14 protein-coding genes are annotated in these 15,915 nt (G+C 71.2%); 2 read left to right on the top strand and 12 right to left on the bottom strand.

Annotated features, from left to right (window positions below; genetic code table 11):
* Positions 1-95: 95 nt before the first annotated feature.
* The 12 genes from mycP to C8D87_RS16220 form a co-directional block, all read right to left on the bottom strand.
* Positions 96-1,295: a type VII secretion-associated serine protease mycosin gene (gene mycP / locus C8D87_RS16275; RefSeq protein ID WP_233442127.1), complete on the bottom strand. Its 1,200-nt coding sequence runs from the start codon at positions 1,293-1,295 to the stop codon at positions 96-98.
* Complete coding sequence (locus C8D87_RS16270; protein ID WP_146771727.1) at positions 1,292-3,886, bottom strand: hypothetical protein; 2,595 nt, start codon at positions 3,884-3,886, stop codon at positions 1,292-1,294. Before C8D87_RS16270 ends, mycP begins: the two co-directional genes overlap by 4 nt.
* A gap of 406 nt (positions 3,887-4,292) precedes the next feature.
* On the bottom strand, positions 4,293-5,207 hold the full coding sequence (locus C8D87_RS16265) for a dihydrodipicolinate synthase family protein (RefSeq protein ID WP_146771726.1): 915 nt from the start codon (positions 5,205-5,207) through the stop codon (positions 4,293-4,295).
* A gap of 4 nt (positions 5,208-5,211) precedes the next feature.
* Positions 5,212-5,817, bottom strand: coding sequence for a helix-turn-helix transcriptional regulator (locus C8D87_RS16260; protein WP_112227285.1), 606 nt, complete (start codon positions 5,815-5,817; stop codon positions 5,212-5,214).
* Between the two features lie 146 nt (positions 5,818-5,963).
* A complete protein-coding gene (locus tag C8D87_RS16255) occupies positions 5,964-6,941 on the bottom strand; it encodes a 2-hydroxyacid dehydrogenase (RefSeq protein WP_112227284.1) in 978 nt (325 codons plus the stop codon).
* Positions 6,941-7,966, bottom strand: a complete 1,026-nt coding sequence (locus C8D87_RS16250) for an L-idonate 5-dehydrogenase (RefSeq protein WP_112227689.1) — start codon at positions 7,964-7,966, stop codon at positions 6,941-6,943. Before C8D87_RS16250 ends, C8D87_RS16255 begins: the two co-directional genes overlap by 1 nt.
* A gap of 13 nt (positions 7,967-7,979) precedes the next feature.
* On the bottom strand, positions 7,980-8,735 hold the full coding sequence (locus C8D87_RS16245; protein WP_112227283.1) for an SDR family oxidoreductase: 756 nt from the start codon (positions 8,733-8,735) through the stop codon (positions 7,980-7,982).
* A complete protein-coding gene (locus C8D87_RS16240) occupies positions 8,732-9,598 on the bottom strand; it encodes an NAD(P)-dependent oxidoreductase (RefSeq protein WP_215732327.1) in 867 nt (288 codons plus the stop codon). The genes C8D87_RS16245 and C8D87_RS16240 overlap by 4 nt, the downstream gene beginning before the upstream one ends.
* On the bottom strand, positions 9,595-10,749 hold the full coding sequence (locus C8D87_RS16235; RefSeq protein WP_112227282.1) for a substrate-binding domain-containing protein: 1,155 nt from the start codon (positions 10,747-10,749) through the stop codon (positions 9,595-9,597). The genes C8D87_RS16240 and C8D87_RS16235 overlap by 4 nt, the downstream gene beginning before the upstream one ends.
* Positions 10,746-11,798, bottom strand: a complete 1,053-nt coding sequence (locus C8D87_RS16230; protein ID WP_112227281.1) for an ABC transporter permease — start codon at positions 11,796-11,798, stop codon at positions 10,746-10,748. Before C8D87_RS16230 ends, C8D87_RS16235 begins: the two co-directional genes overlap by 4 nt.
* On the bottom strand, positions 11,798-13,249 hold the full coding sequence (locus tag C8D87_RS16225) for a sugar ABC transporter ATP-binding protein (protein WP_112227280.1): 1,452 nt from the start codon (positions 13,247-13,249) through the stop codon (positions 11,798-11,800). The genes C8D87_RS16230 and C8D87_RS16225 overlap by 1 nt, the downstream gene beginning before the upstream one ends.
* Positions 13,249-14,166 carry an SMP-30/gluconolactonase/LRE family protein gene (locus C8D87_RS16220; RefSeq protein ID WP_233442126.1) on the bottom strand — a complete coding sequence of 306 codons (918 nt, stop codon included), beginning with the start codon at positions 14,164-14,166 and terminating at the stop codon, positions 13,249-13,251. The genes C8D87_RS16225 and C8D87_RS16220 overlap by 1 nt, the downstream gene beginning before the upstream one ends.
* 224 nt (positions 14,167-14,390) lie before the next feature.
* Here C8D87_RS16220 and C8D87_RS16215 point away from each other — a divergent pair, with 224 nt between their 5' ends.
* Both C8D87_RS16215 and C8D87_RS16210 read left to right on the top strand, forming a co-directional pair.
* Positions 14,391-15,317: a hypothetical protein gene (locus tag C8D87_RS16215; RefSeq protein ID WP_146771725.1), complete on the top strand. Its 927-nt coding sequence runs from the start codon at positions 14,391-14,393 to the stop codon at positions 15,315-15,317.
* Positions 15,318-15,474: 157 nt separating this feature from the next.
* Positions 15,475-15,795 (top strand): hypothetical protein, encoded by a 321-nt coding sequence (locus C8D87_RS16210; protein WP_146231618.1) that lies wholly within the window; start codon positions 15,475-15,477, stop codon positions 15,793-15,795.
* Positions 15,796-15,915: the final 120 nt, after the last annotated feature.

Below are 15,915 nucleotides of genomic sequence, written 5' to 3'. Positions count from 1 at the left end.
GACCGGCCCAGACATTGATGAACGGCGCTTTTGTTCACCTGAGGTGGACAAAAGCGCCGTTCAACACGAGCGTTGCGGAGTGGACGCGGTGTTGATCAGCCGTCGGTTTTGGTGTCCAGTCGGCGGGCGGGCGCCCAGCGGCGGCGTCGTCCGGCCGGAAGCACCACCACGGCGAAGCCGATGGCGACCACGATCACCGCGGCGCCGATGAGCCCGAGCGTGACGAGCAGCGTGCTCGCCCGGTCCTCCCACGGAGCCACCGGGAAGCTCGCGGCCGCGGGCACCGGCGCCACCACGGCACCGGCCTCGCCTTCTTCCGGCAGCACCGCGGTCACCGCGGCCAGCGGGTTCACCGTGCCCCATCCGAACTCCTGGGACGGCAGGTTCGCCGGCGGACGGTCGGCGGTGGCGCGGAGGCGGTGCAGCACCTGCGCGGCCGTGAGCTTCGGGCGGTAGGCGCGGACGAGCGCGGCCACCCCGGCCACGAACGGCGCGGCGTAGCTGGTGCCGCTGGCTTCCCACTGGCCGGGGCCGCCGGGGCCGATGCTGCACACGTTCACGCCGGGAGCCACCAACCCGACGTGCGAGCCGGCCAGTGAGAACGACGCGCGCTTGCCTTCCTGGTCCACCGCGCCGACCGCCACCACCGACTTGTCCGTGGCGGGGTACGGCGTGGGGCTGCTGTCGTTGTCGTTGTTGCCGGACGCCGCCACGATCAGCACGTCCCGTTCGGCGGCATAGGCCACGGCGGCGGTGAGCTCGGGGGTCGGACCGCCGGCGCTGGCCGACAGGTTGATCACGCGCGCGCCACCATCCACGGCCGCGCGGATGCCATGCGCGAGCCCTGCGGCCGACGCGTCCTTCGCCTCGTTGGCGACGCGGATCGGCAGGATGGTGGCATCCGGTGCCATGCCGGCGAACAACGTGTCGCCGGCGGTCGCGGCCGCGATGATGCCCGCCACGAAGGTGCCGTGGCCGAAGCAGTCGTTGTTCGCGGGCTTCCCACCCGGATTGCGCACGTCCAGCCCCTGCTGCACGCGGCCGGCCAGCTGCGGGCTGGCCGCGTCGACGCCGGTGTCCACGACGCCGACCGTCACTCCCCCGCCCCTGGTGAGCGGCCAGACCCGTTGTGGCGCCAGCTGTCGCTGCGCCCAGGGCACGTCGGTGATCTTGCCGGGCGGCGCCCCGAGGCATTCCTGGCCCGGACGCAGGACTCCCGGCTGGGCGTGGCCGGGCAGCGGGGTGGTGGCGAGCGCGAGCGCGGCACCCAGCACCGGCAGCACCTTGCGCTTCACGGGGTGACCTCCGGCATCGGCGTGGTCAGCCGCGCCACGTGGTCCTCGTCGTCCACGAGTCGCGCCGTCACGGCCCGGCGCGTCCGCCAGGCCTGCTCGAGCTTGTTCAGCGCCATCTCGTCACGTGCCAACGCGTGCGCGGAACCGGGATCCTCACCGGGCAGCAGCTCGCGCACCAGCAGCGCCTGCCCCGGCCGCCGCGCGTCACCGTCCTGTTCGGACTCGTCGAAGCGCAGGCCCAGTACCTTGACCCGGCAGCCGCCGGTGAACACCGCCTCCTCGAACGCCCGCCCCATGAACAGCTCGGACGTGCGCCGCGCGGTGACGGGCCAGATCAGCACGTCCAGGTCCGCGCCAGGCGTCGTGACGTCGAGCTGGGCACTCGCACTGAGGAAGCCGGGCTCGCACAGCACGGTGCCCACCGGGTGCGGCGGTGCGCCGCGCAGCATCTCCTGCCGCAACACGACTTTCCGATGCGTGGGGAGGCGGCGCAGGCCGGAGGTCAGGCAAGCCAGGTAGCCCTCGAACGGCTCCGGTGCCCCGTTGGCCAGTGTTTCGTTCAACGCCACCGCACCGGCCACGCCCCTGCCGAGCAACAGGCAGACCGCGACGTAGTCGGCCTTGGCCTCCGGCCGCAGCATCGGCCACGCCGACAGCCCGACGTTCACCGCCGCCAGCGCCTCGGTGTAGTGCGCGCCCGCGCTCACCGCGAGCCGCGACTGTTCGGCGGGGGTGCTGGCGCGCTCGGCGAAGTCGATGACGACGGCACGACGCGCGGACCGTGGGGGGACGGGCTCGTCGAGCGGTTCACGCGGAGGTTGTGCGGCAACAGGTTCCGCCGACGTTCGCGGTAGGGCGGGGCCGGACACCGTGACGATCGGAACCGCAGCTGAGGGAAGATCGGTCGCGACCGGAGTCGCGGGAGGATCGGTCACCGGTGGAACGGTCACGACCGAAGACCCACCAGGATCGGCCACCGGCGGAGCGAGCACCACCGAAGACCCACCAAGATCGGTCACCGGCGAAGCGGTCGCGACCGGGCCCGCAGCAGTCTGAACGGTGGCGACCGGTTCCTCCACCACCTGTGCGCCGGTCTCCGGAGCAGCGATCGTCTCCGGCCGTTGCACCGCAACAGGTTCCCGCGCGGGCCCGGACGCCAGGATCGGTGGAGCGCTCCGAGGCGCCTGCACGTGCGCACGGACGGGCGCCGCCACCACCGGCCGATTCACCGGCGCAGGCCGGGACTCCGCCTCTGGCCGCGCGTCGACACCGTGCACGAAGCGGGGAGGCGGCGCGGCGGTTTCCTGCGGGCGCAACGACCAGGCGTGCGACTCCAGCTTCGCGATCGCGCCGGGATCGAACGTCCCCAGTGGACGGATGCGGGAGGCGCGCCGGTGCGCGGGGCCGAACTGGTCGATCAGCAGCTGGGCGGCGTCGAGTTCCCGTTCGGTGACCTCGCGGCCGTGGGCGCCGATCGCGAGGGTCCACCACTTCGGGTCGAAGCGGGTCGCGACGGCCGACCGTTCACCGTCCAGCAGCACGTGCACGCCGCCGGGCACCACTTCCGCGACCACGTCGAGCGAGGACAGCAGCCGGTAGCGGTGCGCGCCATCTGGCTGCCAGCCGGCAGGAGCGGGGGCGATGTCGATCACATGCGGTGGATCGCCGCCGGGTGACTGGCGCAGCACGGTCGCGAGCGGTGTGAGCGGTTCGGTCACCGAGGCGTCCGGCACGACTGTGCGCAGGCCGCCGTCCTTGCCCAGCACCTGCAGGCCGGTGGTGATCGTGACCGGGCGGCCGAGCATGCGGGCCAGGGTGCGCGACCACTCCGGCGCCGTCACGGGCAACGCCGCGGGCACCACGAGGAGGTCGGCGCGGGCCTCGGCGGAGAGCCGGTTGATGATCTCCACCACCGCGGCTGGTGTCACGGCGCCCACGACCAGCTTGGGGATGCGCGGGTTCAGCGGAACCCCGAACGCGGGATCGCCGAGACCGATCGGGCTCGAGCCCTCCGGCCGGATCGCGAGTCCCGCCGGGATGCACTCGGCCACCGCCCCCTGCGCCACGACGGGCGAGTGCGGAAGTTCGTACTCCCACGCCGGCATGGGGAACCTGGAGCTCACCACCACAGCGCCGCTGCAACCGGGGCCGAAGCGCCGCCAGCCGGTGCCGCCGGTCGTGCGGTTCACGTACAGGCCGATGCCACGGCCGGCGGTCAGCGGACCGTCGGGGGCGAAGACGTCGAGGCCGCAGTCGTCGGCGACCCCCTTCAGCCACGGGCCGCACGTGCCCTGCGCGTGCCCGAGGTCGGACACGCCGAGCCACGCGGCTTCCAGCGACGCGCCCTCGGACGACGAGCGCAGCGTCGCGAGGCGGTCCTTGATCGCGTCGAACAACGCCGGGTGCCGGTGGGCACCGGACGACGCGAGGAAGAGCACGTTGCCGGGCACCGCGGGAATGGTCGAGAGGACGGCGGTTTCCCGCGGTGTCTCGTCGCGGCGGCGCAGCAGCACGTGCGGACCGCACTGCTCGGCGAGCAGCACGCCTCCTGCCGCCGAGGGTGACTGTGCACTGGTCGCGGGTGCTGACACGATGCGACCTCCTGTTCGTACTTCCCCGATACGGCAAATCGATATCACCGGAGCGCACCGTCACGGGACGACTCCGACGGCCCCGGCCCGACTGCCGGGGATATCCCTCACTCGCGCGGTGAATCTCCGGTGAAAGCCGAACGCCCGCCGTCCGGGAGTCCAGATCCGGTCAGCGGGCGTTCGGTGGAGAGGGCGGCACGGTCCGCCGGGAATCGGGGAATGGTGACGAACCGTGCGCACCTGTCGTCCTGCGCAGGACGCGGCCGCAATGATCTCAGAAACCGATATCCCCCTGCAGGACAACGATTTCCGGCAGACCGTCAACGCGGCTGAAACCAGCCTAGCCGTCGGCGGAAGGCCGGATCAATGCCGATTTTCCGCAGTATTTTCCTCATTTGACGCGGGCTCATCCCGGCGTCAGCCATTTCACGGCGGACCGCACCTCGTGCCGCACCTGGGACAGCATCTTCGCGGCGAGCCCGTGCCGCGGCGGCCGGTACGGGCCGCCGTACAGACCGCAGTAGTCCATCGCGAACTTGACCATCTGCACCACCGCCGGACGCTTGTACCACCGCAGCGGGCCGTCCAGCGCGCACCGCAGTGCCTCCGCCTCCACCAGCAGACCCGACGCCAGCAGGTCGGCCAGCTGGACCGCCTGCTCCGGGAAGACGTTCGGCAACGCCCCGATCCACCCGCAGGCGCCGGAGAGCAGGCTGTCCACCACGATCGTGTCGCCGCCCGTGATCACCGCGGTTCCCGGCGCGAGGGCCAGCGTCTTCCAGATCCTCGTCACGTCGCCAGAGAAGTCGCAGATGCCGACAACGTTGTCCAACGCCGACAGTTCGGCCAGGATCGCGGGGCTGAGATCGACCCGGCAGCCGGCCGGGTTGTTGCACACCAGCACGGGCAGCCCGGCAGCCGCGACCGCCTCGTAGTGCAGCACAATCTCGGCGTGGCTGGGCTCGTAGGACAACGGCGGCATGCACAGCACCGCGTCCGCGCCGTCCTCGGCCGCCTGCCCGATCCGCTCGACGACCTGATGGGCACCGACGTCGTGGACCGCGGCCACGACCGTGGCGCGCGAACCGATGGCGCGGACCGCGGCCCTGGTGACCTCGCGTTGTTCGGCGTACGTGAGCGAGCCGGACTCACCGAGGGCGAAGGAGTTCACCAGCACCCCGGTGCACCCGTTTCGCACGAGCCAGGTGCAGTGACGTTCGAAGCGGTCCAGGTCGACGCGCAGTCCCGCGGGTGCCCGCACGTCCATCACGTACGGCACCACTGCCGCAGCGAGGACTCCGCCGAGGTTCTCCCTGCGCAAGCACTCACCCGGCCTTGGTCCACACCGACGGCGACGGGCAGCTCCGCGCCGCCACGACGCGCGGCGGCCACACGCTGGGGTCGAGCACGCCCCAGGCGTAGGCCTTCGACAACGCCGACGACTGGCTGGTCTCGCCGAACTGCGCCAGCACCGCGGCGATCCGGTTGCGGGCGGACTGCTCACCGATGTCCAGATCCGCGGCGATCTGGTCCGCGGTCCGCCCCTCGGCGACCCGTTCGAGGATGCGCGCGTTCGCCGCGCTCAGCGTGAACCCGGCGTGCGGCCGGGCGGACGGGTGCGCGGAAGCCACGAACCCGCCCTGAACGGCCCGCACGACCACACCGAGCACCTGCCGCACCCGGCCGCGGCGCACGACAAGATGCTCGCGGAACACCCCGTCGCCCGTGCGCTGCAAGGAAAGGCACAGGCCGAGCAGCACCATCTCGTGGTCGGGCCCGAACAGGCACGTGAAATCCGTGCCGACCAGGTCCGCCGCCCGGCAGTCGAACTGCTTCGCGAACCCCGCGCTCACCTCGCGCAGCTGAAAGGCGCTGTCGAGGAACGCGATGTTGCGGCCGTGCATTCCGGCCATCAGGTCCTGACCTGTCATTCGTCCATCACCACCACGCGTTTCAGCGAACGAGACGTTCGCGATGATCTGTGTCCAAACCATTCGACCACGTGTCCACATCGTGGACAATGCGCGTCAGCTGGAACCATTTCCGGGTTTTGCGCGAACTGATTTCCGCAGAACGATCAGTACGTCGCGGGTGTGCCGGGCAACGGGGTCAGCGCCGCGTCACCGCCGAGGACGGCGAGCACGTTGCGTGCCGCCTGCTCGACCATCGCCGCCCTCGTCCGCTCCGTCGCCGACCCGATGTGCGGCAGCACCACCAGGTTCGGCTCGGCGAAGAGCGGATCCGCCGGATCGCACCGAGGTTCGTCGTTCATCACGTCGAGCCCGGCGGAGTGCAACGCGCCGGTGCGCAACGCGGTGAGCAACGCCGGCTCGTCCACCACCGCTCCCCTGGCCGTGTTCACCAGCGTCGCGGTCCGCTTCATCAGCGCGAGCTCCCGTGCACCGATCAGACCTGCCGTCTCCGGCGTGAGCGGTACGTGCAGTGACACGATGTCGCTGGTGCGCAACAACTCTTCGAGACCGACCGCGCGCGAGTGGTCGTCGCTCGGCCGGGTGCGTGCGTGGTGCTGCACCGACATCCCGAACCCGGCGGCACGGCGCGCGACGGCACGCGCGATCTGTCCGTACCCGACGAGCCCCAGTGTGGCGCCGTGCACGTCGAGCCCGAGGTAACCGTCCATTTGAAACGAACGCCAGCCACCCCCGCGCAGCGAGTCGACCGCCGTTCCCAGCCTGCGCCTGGCCATGAGCATCAACGACAACGCGATGTCCGCGGTGCTCTCGGCCAGCACACCGGGGGTGTGCGTCACGACCACACTGCGCGTGCGTGCGGCGTCCTGGTCCACGGCGTCGAACCCGGCGGACGCCAGCGCGACCACCCGCAGCCCGTCCCCCGCCGCGTCGAGCAACGCGGCGTCCACCCGGTCGTTGCCGAGCAGCAGTGCGCCGTCGCACCCGCGCACGAACCGCCGCAGCTCCTCCGGCCGCGGCACCGCGTCGCCACCCCACTGGACGACCTGGCACCGCGACGCGAGCAGCTCGACGCCGGAGCCGGGCAACCGCGGCCGCGATACGAAGATCCTCGGTCGACTCATCACTCCCCCGTTCCGAAGTCGAGCAGCACCTTGCACGAGCGCGCCGGGTTCGCGGCCAGCTCGAACGCCTCGCCGAACCGCTCGACCGGCAGGGTCGCCGTGATCACCGGTTCCGCACTCGCCAGCTCTGTCAGCACACCGGTCATCTCGTGGTCGAAGCGGAACGAACCGACGACGTCGAGCTCCCTGGTGATGATCTTGTTCAACACGACCGGCGTACCACCGGGCGGCAGCAGCCCGAGACCGACCACGCGCCCGCCCCGCGCCACCGCGTCCAGGCAGGTGTCGAAACCCGCGCCGCTGCCGGACGACTCGATGGCGACGTCCGCGTTCAGGTCCGCGACGGCCTCGTACTCGGGCGTCCCGAGCTGGATCGTCCTGGTCGCGCCCACCTGTCCGGCGACCGCGAGCGGTGCCTCGTAGACGTCGGTGACCACCACCTCGGCGGCGCCGGCGGCTCGTGCCGCGGCGACCACCAGGCACCCGATCGGGCCGGCCCCGGTCACCAGCACGCGCTTGCCGCTGACGTCCCCGGCGCGGCGCACGGCGTGCCACGCCACGGACGCGGGCTCGGCCAGTGCCGCCCGGCGCAGGCCCACCCCGGTGGGCAACGGCAGCACCTGGGCCTCCGGCACGACGAGCACCCCGGCGAACCCGCCCTGCACGTGCGGGAAGTGCGCGGCGCTGCCGAGGTACGCGGTGTGCGCGCAGATGTTGCGGCGGTCGGTGCGGCACTGCGGGCACGACCCGCACGGCGTGGCGGGGTGCACCGCCACCTCTGCTCCGGGTTCGAAGCCCGTCACACCCGGTCCTGCGGCGCGCACCACCCCGGACACCTCGTGGCCCAGCACCAGTGGTTCGCGCACGCGGAAGTCACCGACCGCGCCGTGCCGCCAGTAGTGCAGGTCGGATCCGCAGATGCCGCCGTAGCGAATGGACACCGCGACCTCGCCCGGTCCTGGTGCGGGCACCGGAAGCTCTTCCAGCCTCAGGTCGCCGGCGCCGCGGGCGACGACGGCGGGCATCGTTGCCACCACGTCAGATCACCGCCGTCAGGCCACCGTCAACGGCCACGACCTGACCGTTGACGAAGTCGGAAGCCGGCGCGCACAACCAGACCAGCGTGCCGACGAGGTCCTCGACGCTCGCCCACCGTCCCGCCGGCGTGCGACCGCGGATCCACGCGTCGAACTCGGGGTTCTGCACCAGCGGCCGGGTCAGCTCGGTCACCACGTACCCCGGCGCGAGACCGTTGACGGTGACCCCGCGCGACGCCCACTCCGCGCACATGCCCTTGGTCAGCATGGCCAGGCCGCCCTTCGACGCGGCGTACGCGGCGATGCCCGGCCGCGCGAGCCAGCTCTGCACGGAGCAGACGTTGACGACCTTGCCGTGCCCGCGCTGCACCATGCCCGCCGCGAACGCACGGCCGACGAGGAAGGCGCTCGTCAGGTTCGTGTCCACGACCCGGCGGAAGTTCTCGGCCGACACGTCCAGCATCGGCTCGCGGTGCTGCACACCGGTGTTGTTGACGAGAATGTCGATGCGCCCCAGGCTGTTCGCGGCCGTTTCGACCGCGCGCGCGTCGGTGACGTCGAACAGGCACGCGTCCACGGGCCTGCCCACCGCCGCGGCCAGTTCGACCGCCGCCTTCTCCAGCGCGTGCCGGTTGCGGCCGTTGAGCACGACGTCGGCACCGGCCTCGGCGAGGCCGCGCGCCAGCGCGTGACCGATGCCCCTGCTCGAACCGGTGACCAGTGCCCGTTTGCCGGTGAGATCGAACAAGCCGGTCATGCCGTCTCCCGGTAGTAGTGCATCAGCGCCGCGTTGTCGGCGTCTCCGTGGCCCGCCGCGACCGCCCACCGGTGCAGCTCCGACACCGCCGAGGTGATGGGCAGCGGGATGTCGGCCGAGCGGGCGTAGTCGCGCGCGGATTCCAGGTCCTTCACCATGTTGCGCAGGCGACCGGTCGGGGTGAGGTCGAGCTCGGCGAACTTCGTGAAGAACTCCCGCAGCACCGCGGAGTCCGCACGTCCGCCGATGAGCGCGCCGAGGACGTCCTCCGGTTGCAGGCCGGCGGCGCGGACGAGGGCCGCCGACTCGGCCAGCGCGGCGAACGTGCAACCCACGAGCACCTGGTTGACCAGCTTCACCAGCTGGCCGGATCCGCTGGGCCCGAGATGGGTGACGGTGGCGGCGAGCGCCCGCAGCACCGGTGTGGCCGCTTCGACGTCGTGCGCGTCGCCGCCGACCATCAGCGTCAGGGTGCCGTTGAGCGCGCCCGGTGCACCACCGGACAGCGGCGCGTCCACCCACCGGGCACCGAGTTCACGGGCACGTGCGGCGTACTCGCGCGTGCGGCCGGGGTCGATGCTCGACATGTCGATCACCACCACCCCGTGCGGCCGCCCCGTCAGCAGCCCGCGCGGCCCGAAGACCGCGTTCTCCACGATCTGCGGAGAGTTCAGCGACAGGATCACCAGTCCGGCCGCGGCCACCTCGGCCGCCGTGCCCGCCGCCGTGGCGCCCTCCCCCACCAGCTCGTCGACGGCTTCCGGGCGGATGTCGTGCACCCGCACCGCGTGCCCGGTCGCGAGCAGGCGGCGAGCGATCGCGGATCCCATCACGCCGAGCCCGACGACACCGACTTCAGTCACGACTTTCCCCACACCTTCAGGTAGATCTCGCGGTAGCCGGACTGCGGGTCGAAGACCGCCCCCGACGGCACCGAACGCTTGGTGATCAACGCGGGCTTCGCCACGAACCCGGACGGGTCCCTGCCCGCGATCGCGCGGTTGAGCTCGTCGACGAGCTGCCAGCCGTGCAGCAACATCGGCTCGGCCACGGTCGCCGCCTGGTAGTCCCCGGTGCGGATGCGCTGGAACTCGGCCGCGTCCCCGTCACCGGCGGCGATCGAGAACGGCGATCCGGCGGCCGGTCGCCCCGCGTCGCGCAACGCGGACTTGGCCGCGCCGAAGTAGTTGCCGTTCACGCCGAGCAGGTAGCCGAGCCGGTCACCGTTGCGCTGCAACAGCGACGAGACGAGGCTCGGCATCCGCGCGTCGGCGTCGGCGATCGGCGAGTCCTCATAGGACAGAACCGCGCAGCCCGAGCACAGTTCGACGTACGCACGCATGGCCTGGGCCTTGCGGACGGCGATCTCGTACTGGGAGTCCGTCAGCACCACCACACCCGCTCGTCCGCCGGACTCCGCGATCGCGTGCGCGGCCGCGAGCCAGGCGACCTCGAGCGGGTCCGTGGTGACGTTCGTGAACACCCCGGCGTGCGGGATCGGGCCGGGTTCCGTACCCGCGTGCCAGCCGACCACGGGGACACCGTTCTGGCCGGCCTGCTTGATCGTGGCCCACTGTTCGGTGGCGTCGAACCCGCCGAGCACGATCCCGGCCGGTCGCGACGCGATCGCCTGGTTCAACGCGTCGGCGCGCCCCTGGGCGCTGCCCTTGCCGTCGAAGGGCACGACCTGCCAGCCGATCGCGGCCGCCGCCTCGGCCACGCCCTGGCTGACCGTGTTCACACCACCGTTGGTGAGGTCGGCGGCGACGAACGCGATGGTGCTGCCGCCGCGCACTGCGGGAGAAGGGTGGGACGGCGGGGTGAAACCGTTGCGCCCGGCCAGGTTCTCGTCGACCCGCGCACGCGCGTCCGCGAGCACGTCGGTGACGCCGGGCGGAGTGAGCTGCCTGACCGGCGAGTTCGTGCCGGAACGCCTGCCGTCGAGTTCGGCCACGGTCGGGCTGGCGCAGGCGGTCGCGGTGAGCACCACCAGGAGCAGGGCCACGATCCTCACTTGACGACCTCCGGCGCGAGCTGGTGCTTTTCCGCGCGGGCCAGGCGTTTGCGGCTCGCCACGCTGGCGATCGTGATCGCCGCGACCAGCGTGAGCCCGTTGAACAACGGCTCCAGGTAGAACCGGCCGGGCAACAGCTGCTGCAGTCCGGAGATGCCGATCGTGGTGACCACGACACCGAGCAGCGTGCCCCAGGCGTTGACGCGGCCGGGGCGGATCGTGGTCGAGCCGAGGAACGCGGCGGCGAGCGCGGGCAGCAGGAAGTCGGGGCCGATGTTCGCCTGCGCCACCCCGCCCTGCCGGGCGGCCAGCAGGATTCCGGCGATCGCGCACAGCACACCGGAGGCCACCATGGACCCCACGACGTAACGGCGGCGCCGGATGCCGGTGAGCTCGGCGGCGCGCGGGTTCGCGCCCACCGCGTACAGGTACCGGCCGATCGGGAGACGTTCCAGGACGACCCACAACACCACCACGAGCAGCACGGCGAGCACGAACGGACCGGGGATCGGGCCGAGCGACCACGTCGCGATCGCGTCGAAGTACGCGGCCCGCGCACCTTCGGCGTCGACGACCTGCTTGCCGCCCGTGTACCAGTAGGTGATCGAGAAGATCACCTGCCCGGTCGCGAGAGTTGCCACGAACGAGTCGACCTGGGCCAGCTCCACCAGCAACGCGTTGACCAGGCCGACCACCGCGCCGCCGACGAGCACCAGCACGATCACCAGCCGATAGTCGAAACCCTTGAGCTGCAACGACAACGCGAGCACCTGCCACAGGCCGAGGGCGTACCCGGCCGACAGGTCGATCTTGCCCGCGATCATCGGCACGGTGACCGCGAGCGCGAGGACGAGCGGGACCGCGTTGCCCGCGGCGAGCAACCGGAAGTTGAGGCCGGTGGCGAACGTGTCCGGGGCGAGCGCGGTGAAGAACAGGAACAACGCCACGGCGACCAGCACCATGCCGTACACGGTGACCAGCCGCTGTCCGGCGGAGGCGCTCCTGCGCGGCTCCAGCGCGGTCGAGCGCACCGAGGTGTGCGTTGGCATCAGACTCCCTTGTCCGTCAACCCCGACACGGCGGCGACCAGTGCGCTCACCGTCAGCTCGTCCCTCGCGAGCGACCGCGTCACGCGGCCGCGTTCGAACACCAGCGCGCGATGGCACACCGCAGCCACCTCTTCGAGGTCTGTCGACACCACGAGGGTGCCCATGCCTCGCTGGCCGGCGTTGCGCAGCAACGCGTAGATGTCCGCTTTGGCACCGACGTCGACGCCCATCGTCGGTTCCTCCAGCACCGTCACGGCCCTGCCGACCGAGAACCACCGCGCCAGCACCACTTTCTGCTGGTTGCCACCGGACAACGTGTCGATCGGTGCCTCCGGGTCGGCCGGCCGGACACCGTACTCCCGCACGAGCGCCGCAGCCTGCGCGCGTTCGCCGCCGGTCCCCGAGACGGAGAACAGCCGTCGTCCCCAGACCTCCGGGTTGAGGAAGAGGTTCTCCCGCACCGACATCCCGCTCGTCACGCCGTCGGTCTCCCGGTTGGAGGTGGTGAAGCCCACCCCCGCGGCGACGGCGGCCGCGGTGTCGCGTGGCCTCAACTCGTTGCCGTCCAGGAACATCCGGCCGGAGGCAGGCTTCTTCTCGCCCGCGACGGCACGGCCGATCTCGTCCTGTCCCGCGCCGCGCAACCCGACGAGGCCCACGACCTCGCCGGCCCGCACCGTCAGGTCGACCGGGCCGACGTCACCGACGCACAGGCCCCGCAGGTCCAGCCGCACGGCGTGGCCGAGCACGCCGGGAGCGGCGAACTCGGTGTCCCTGCCGACGATGAGCCGCACCAGCTCGTCCGGCGGGATGTCGCTCGTCGGCGCGTTCGCGACGACACTGCCGTCGCGCATGACGACGACCGAGTCGGCGATCTCGTAGACCTCGTCGAGGCGGTGCGACACGTAGATCATGCCGACTCCGTTGTCGCGCAAGCCGCGCAGCACGGTGAAGAGGCGTTCCACGTCCGCCTGGGGCAGGCTGGCCGTGGGCTCGTCCAGCACGAGCAGCCGCGGGTCGTTCACGAGCGCGCGGGCGATCGCGAGCAGCGAACGTTCGGTGCGGGGCAGGTCGAACACCCGCGCGTCCGGGTCGATGCCGCTGCCGACGAGCTCCAGGGTCCGCTCCGCCTGCTCGCGCACGGCCCGCCAGGAGATGAACCCGTTGCGGCGCGGGAAACCCGTCGCCATCGCGATGTTCTCCGCGACGGTCATCCACTCGACGAGCCCGAGGTCCTGGTGCACGAACGCGATGTCGCCGTCGACCACCACCGCGCCGGAGTCCTTGCGGTGCACCCCGGCGAGCACCTTGATCACCGTGGACTTGCCCGCGCCGTTCTCGCCGAGCAGCGCGACGATCTCGCCGCGGTTCACCTGGAAGGAGACGTCGTCCACGGCTCTGTTGCCGTGGAACGACTTCACCAGGTGCTGGACGCTCAGCACCGCGGTCATCAGACCGCTCCCCTGGTCCTGGTCCGGACGCGGTAGAGGCTCGTGGTGGCGGCGATGAACAGTTCGCTGCCGTCCGGTCCGCCGAAGCACACGTTGCCGACCTTCTCCGGCACCGGAATCTTGCCGAGACGGGTGCCGTCCGGCGCGTAGACCTGGACCGAGTCGGCGCTGGAGGTCCACACGTTGCCGTGCTCGTCGACCCGGAAGCCGTCCGCCACACCGGGCTCGATCTCGGCGAACACCCTGCCGTTGCCGCAGTTCCAGTCGCTGTCGACGTCGTAGACGCGGATGCAGTGCTGCCCGCCGCCGTCGGTGCGCAGCGCGGACGAGGTGTCCGCGACGTAGAGGCGCCGTTCGTCCGGGGAGAAGGCCAGCCCGTTCGGCTCCTCCATGTCGACGATCGCCGCGGTCAGCTCGCCGGAGTCCGGAACGAACCGGAACACGTAGTGGGCGCCGTACTCCCGCTCGCCGGGATGTCCCTCGTGCGGCTGGATGATCCCGTACGGCGGATCGGTGAACCAGATGGCGCCGTCGGACGCGACGACGACATCGTTGGGAGAGTTGAGCCTCGCTGCCCCGAACCGGTCCACCAGGACCGCTGTCGTGCCGTCCGGTTCGGTGCGCTCGACCGCGCGCCTGCCGTGCGAACACGTCACGACGCGTCCCTGGCGATCGAGCGTCCTGCCGTTGGTGAACTCGACGTCCGCGCGGTCCACCGTCACCTCGCCGGTCGTCGCCGACCAGCGCAGGATCCTGTTGCCGGGGATGTCGGACCAGATGACAGCGTTCTCCCCTGGCAGCCACAGCGGCCCCTCGCTCCACGTGGCCCCGCCACCGAGCCGCTCGAGCCCGCGCCGCCGATCGATCAACTCGGTGAACCTGGGATCCTCGCTGAGGACCTCCAGTGCCTCCCGCACCGGCACATCACCACCCTTCGTTCGACCTATGGAACCCCGTTCAGCATTTCGAACGCAATGCGCGGATTTCGCACTTTGTTCGGAGTTCTGCGCAAGGGCCTGACCACGCCCGGACGCTAGTGCAGCACCACGGTCGCGGCGGGCCACGACAGAGTGATTCCGACTCTTTCGGGAAACCTTGACGACCGCGGGGGCACCAGCTCGTGACGTGCCAGGCTGGCCGCGTGATCACCCCAGCAACGCGGCTGGTCGACGAGCAGACGCACGCGCTGCGTGACGCGTTGACCACCGCTCTCCGTTCGATCACCACCGATCTGCCCCACCTCGCGGCCAAGGTCACGACCCGGGCGGCGCGCTTTCGGAACACGATCTCCGAACGGGTGTTCGCCGCGGTCGTCGTGACGGCGAGAGGTGAGAACCCGAAGAAGGCGTTGCCGTTGTGCGTCGCCTCCGCACTGTGGTGGATCTCGGCCGAGTCGGACGCCGCCGGAGCGCAGTGCGGCGCGGTGCTCGCGATGCGGCACCTGAAGTCGGTTCGCGCGCCGGACAACTGCAAGCTCGGGTGGTTCGACGAGATCGCCCGCTCGACCACCTCGACGATCGAGGCCAGGCTGGCCGAGCACGGCCGCACCGGCAGCGACATCAGCCGCAAGGCCGTGCTGGCGAACAATCTGGGGATCGCCGGGGCGGCCTACGCCAGGGACGCGGCGATGGCGACCCACCTCACCGACGGCGATGCGATCGACGAGTGGCGCAGGTTCGGCGCGCTCTACGGCGCGATGCGGCAACTGCACGCCGACCACGCCCGGTCCACTGTGGACATGGACGACCACCCGCGGCTCGTCGTACCGCCGCTGCTGCTGGCACACGCCTTCCAGCAGGGCAACACCGGTCTGCGGCAGGAACTCGCCCGGCTGCTGCGGTCCGCACCGTCCGGCGCCCCCGGCTGCCACGCCGTGCTGCGCGACCTCCTGCGCTCACCGCGAACCGTCGCGGCCTACGCACGAGACCTGCGCCGGTTGCACGGCAAGGCCTGCGACCTGCTCGACGGGCTCAGTGCTGCGGCCGAGGCCCGTGCGGCCCTCAGATCCATTTTGGACTCGACGCTCGCGCTGCCGATGCCAGGCACCCGCGAGCTCATCGGCGTGTGACCTGGTTCCACCCATGACACTGCTACAGCAACCGACCCTTCCGGTTCCGAAGATTTCAGAACAGTTCCTCAAAGCTCGGAATGCGTGGCGCGAGAGTTGTTGAAAACTCCACCACTCGGCGATGGTTGACGACACATTCACGACCTACTCATTGGAGATGGCTGTGCACAGGAACTTCGGCACGACCTTGCGGAAGACCGCAGTCGCGCTCGTGCTGGCGGTGAGCGCCGGAGCCGCGCTCGGCACGGTGCCCGCGAGCGCCGCCACCGTTCAGTACGACGTCGAGCTGAGCTCGCGGTCCCCGCAGAGGCCCGCGTGGAATGCAGCGGTGGCGGAATCGAAGCCCCGGGCCGACAGGCGGTGCGTGGAAATCTACGGATTCCGGGCCCGCGAGACCCAGCCTGTGCAGATCGGCGGCTTCCCCCGAGGCGACGGCAGCTGGGCCTGGTTCATGCAGTGGCGGTGCATCAGCAACTAGCCGGCAGACGGGCAGAGGGTGCAGGAAGTCCGCGAGGACCAGCCTGGCACCCCCTGACCGCACTGAGCCCGCGGTTCCTGCCCCGGCATCAGCCGGGGCTTTTTCCTCTCTGCCACCAGA

Source organism: Lentzea atacamensis (assembly GCF_003269295.1).
Taxonomy (GTDB): Bacteria; Actinomycetota; Actinomycetes; order Mycobacteriales; family Pseudonocardiaceae; genus Lentzea; species Lentzea atacamensis.
Note: the sequence above shows the minus strand (reverse complement) of the source record. Positions and strands in the feature narration are given on the sequence as shown.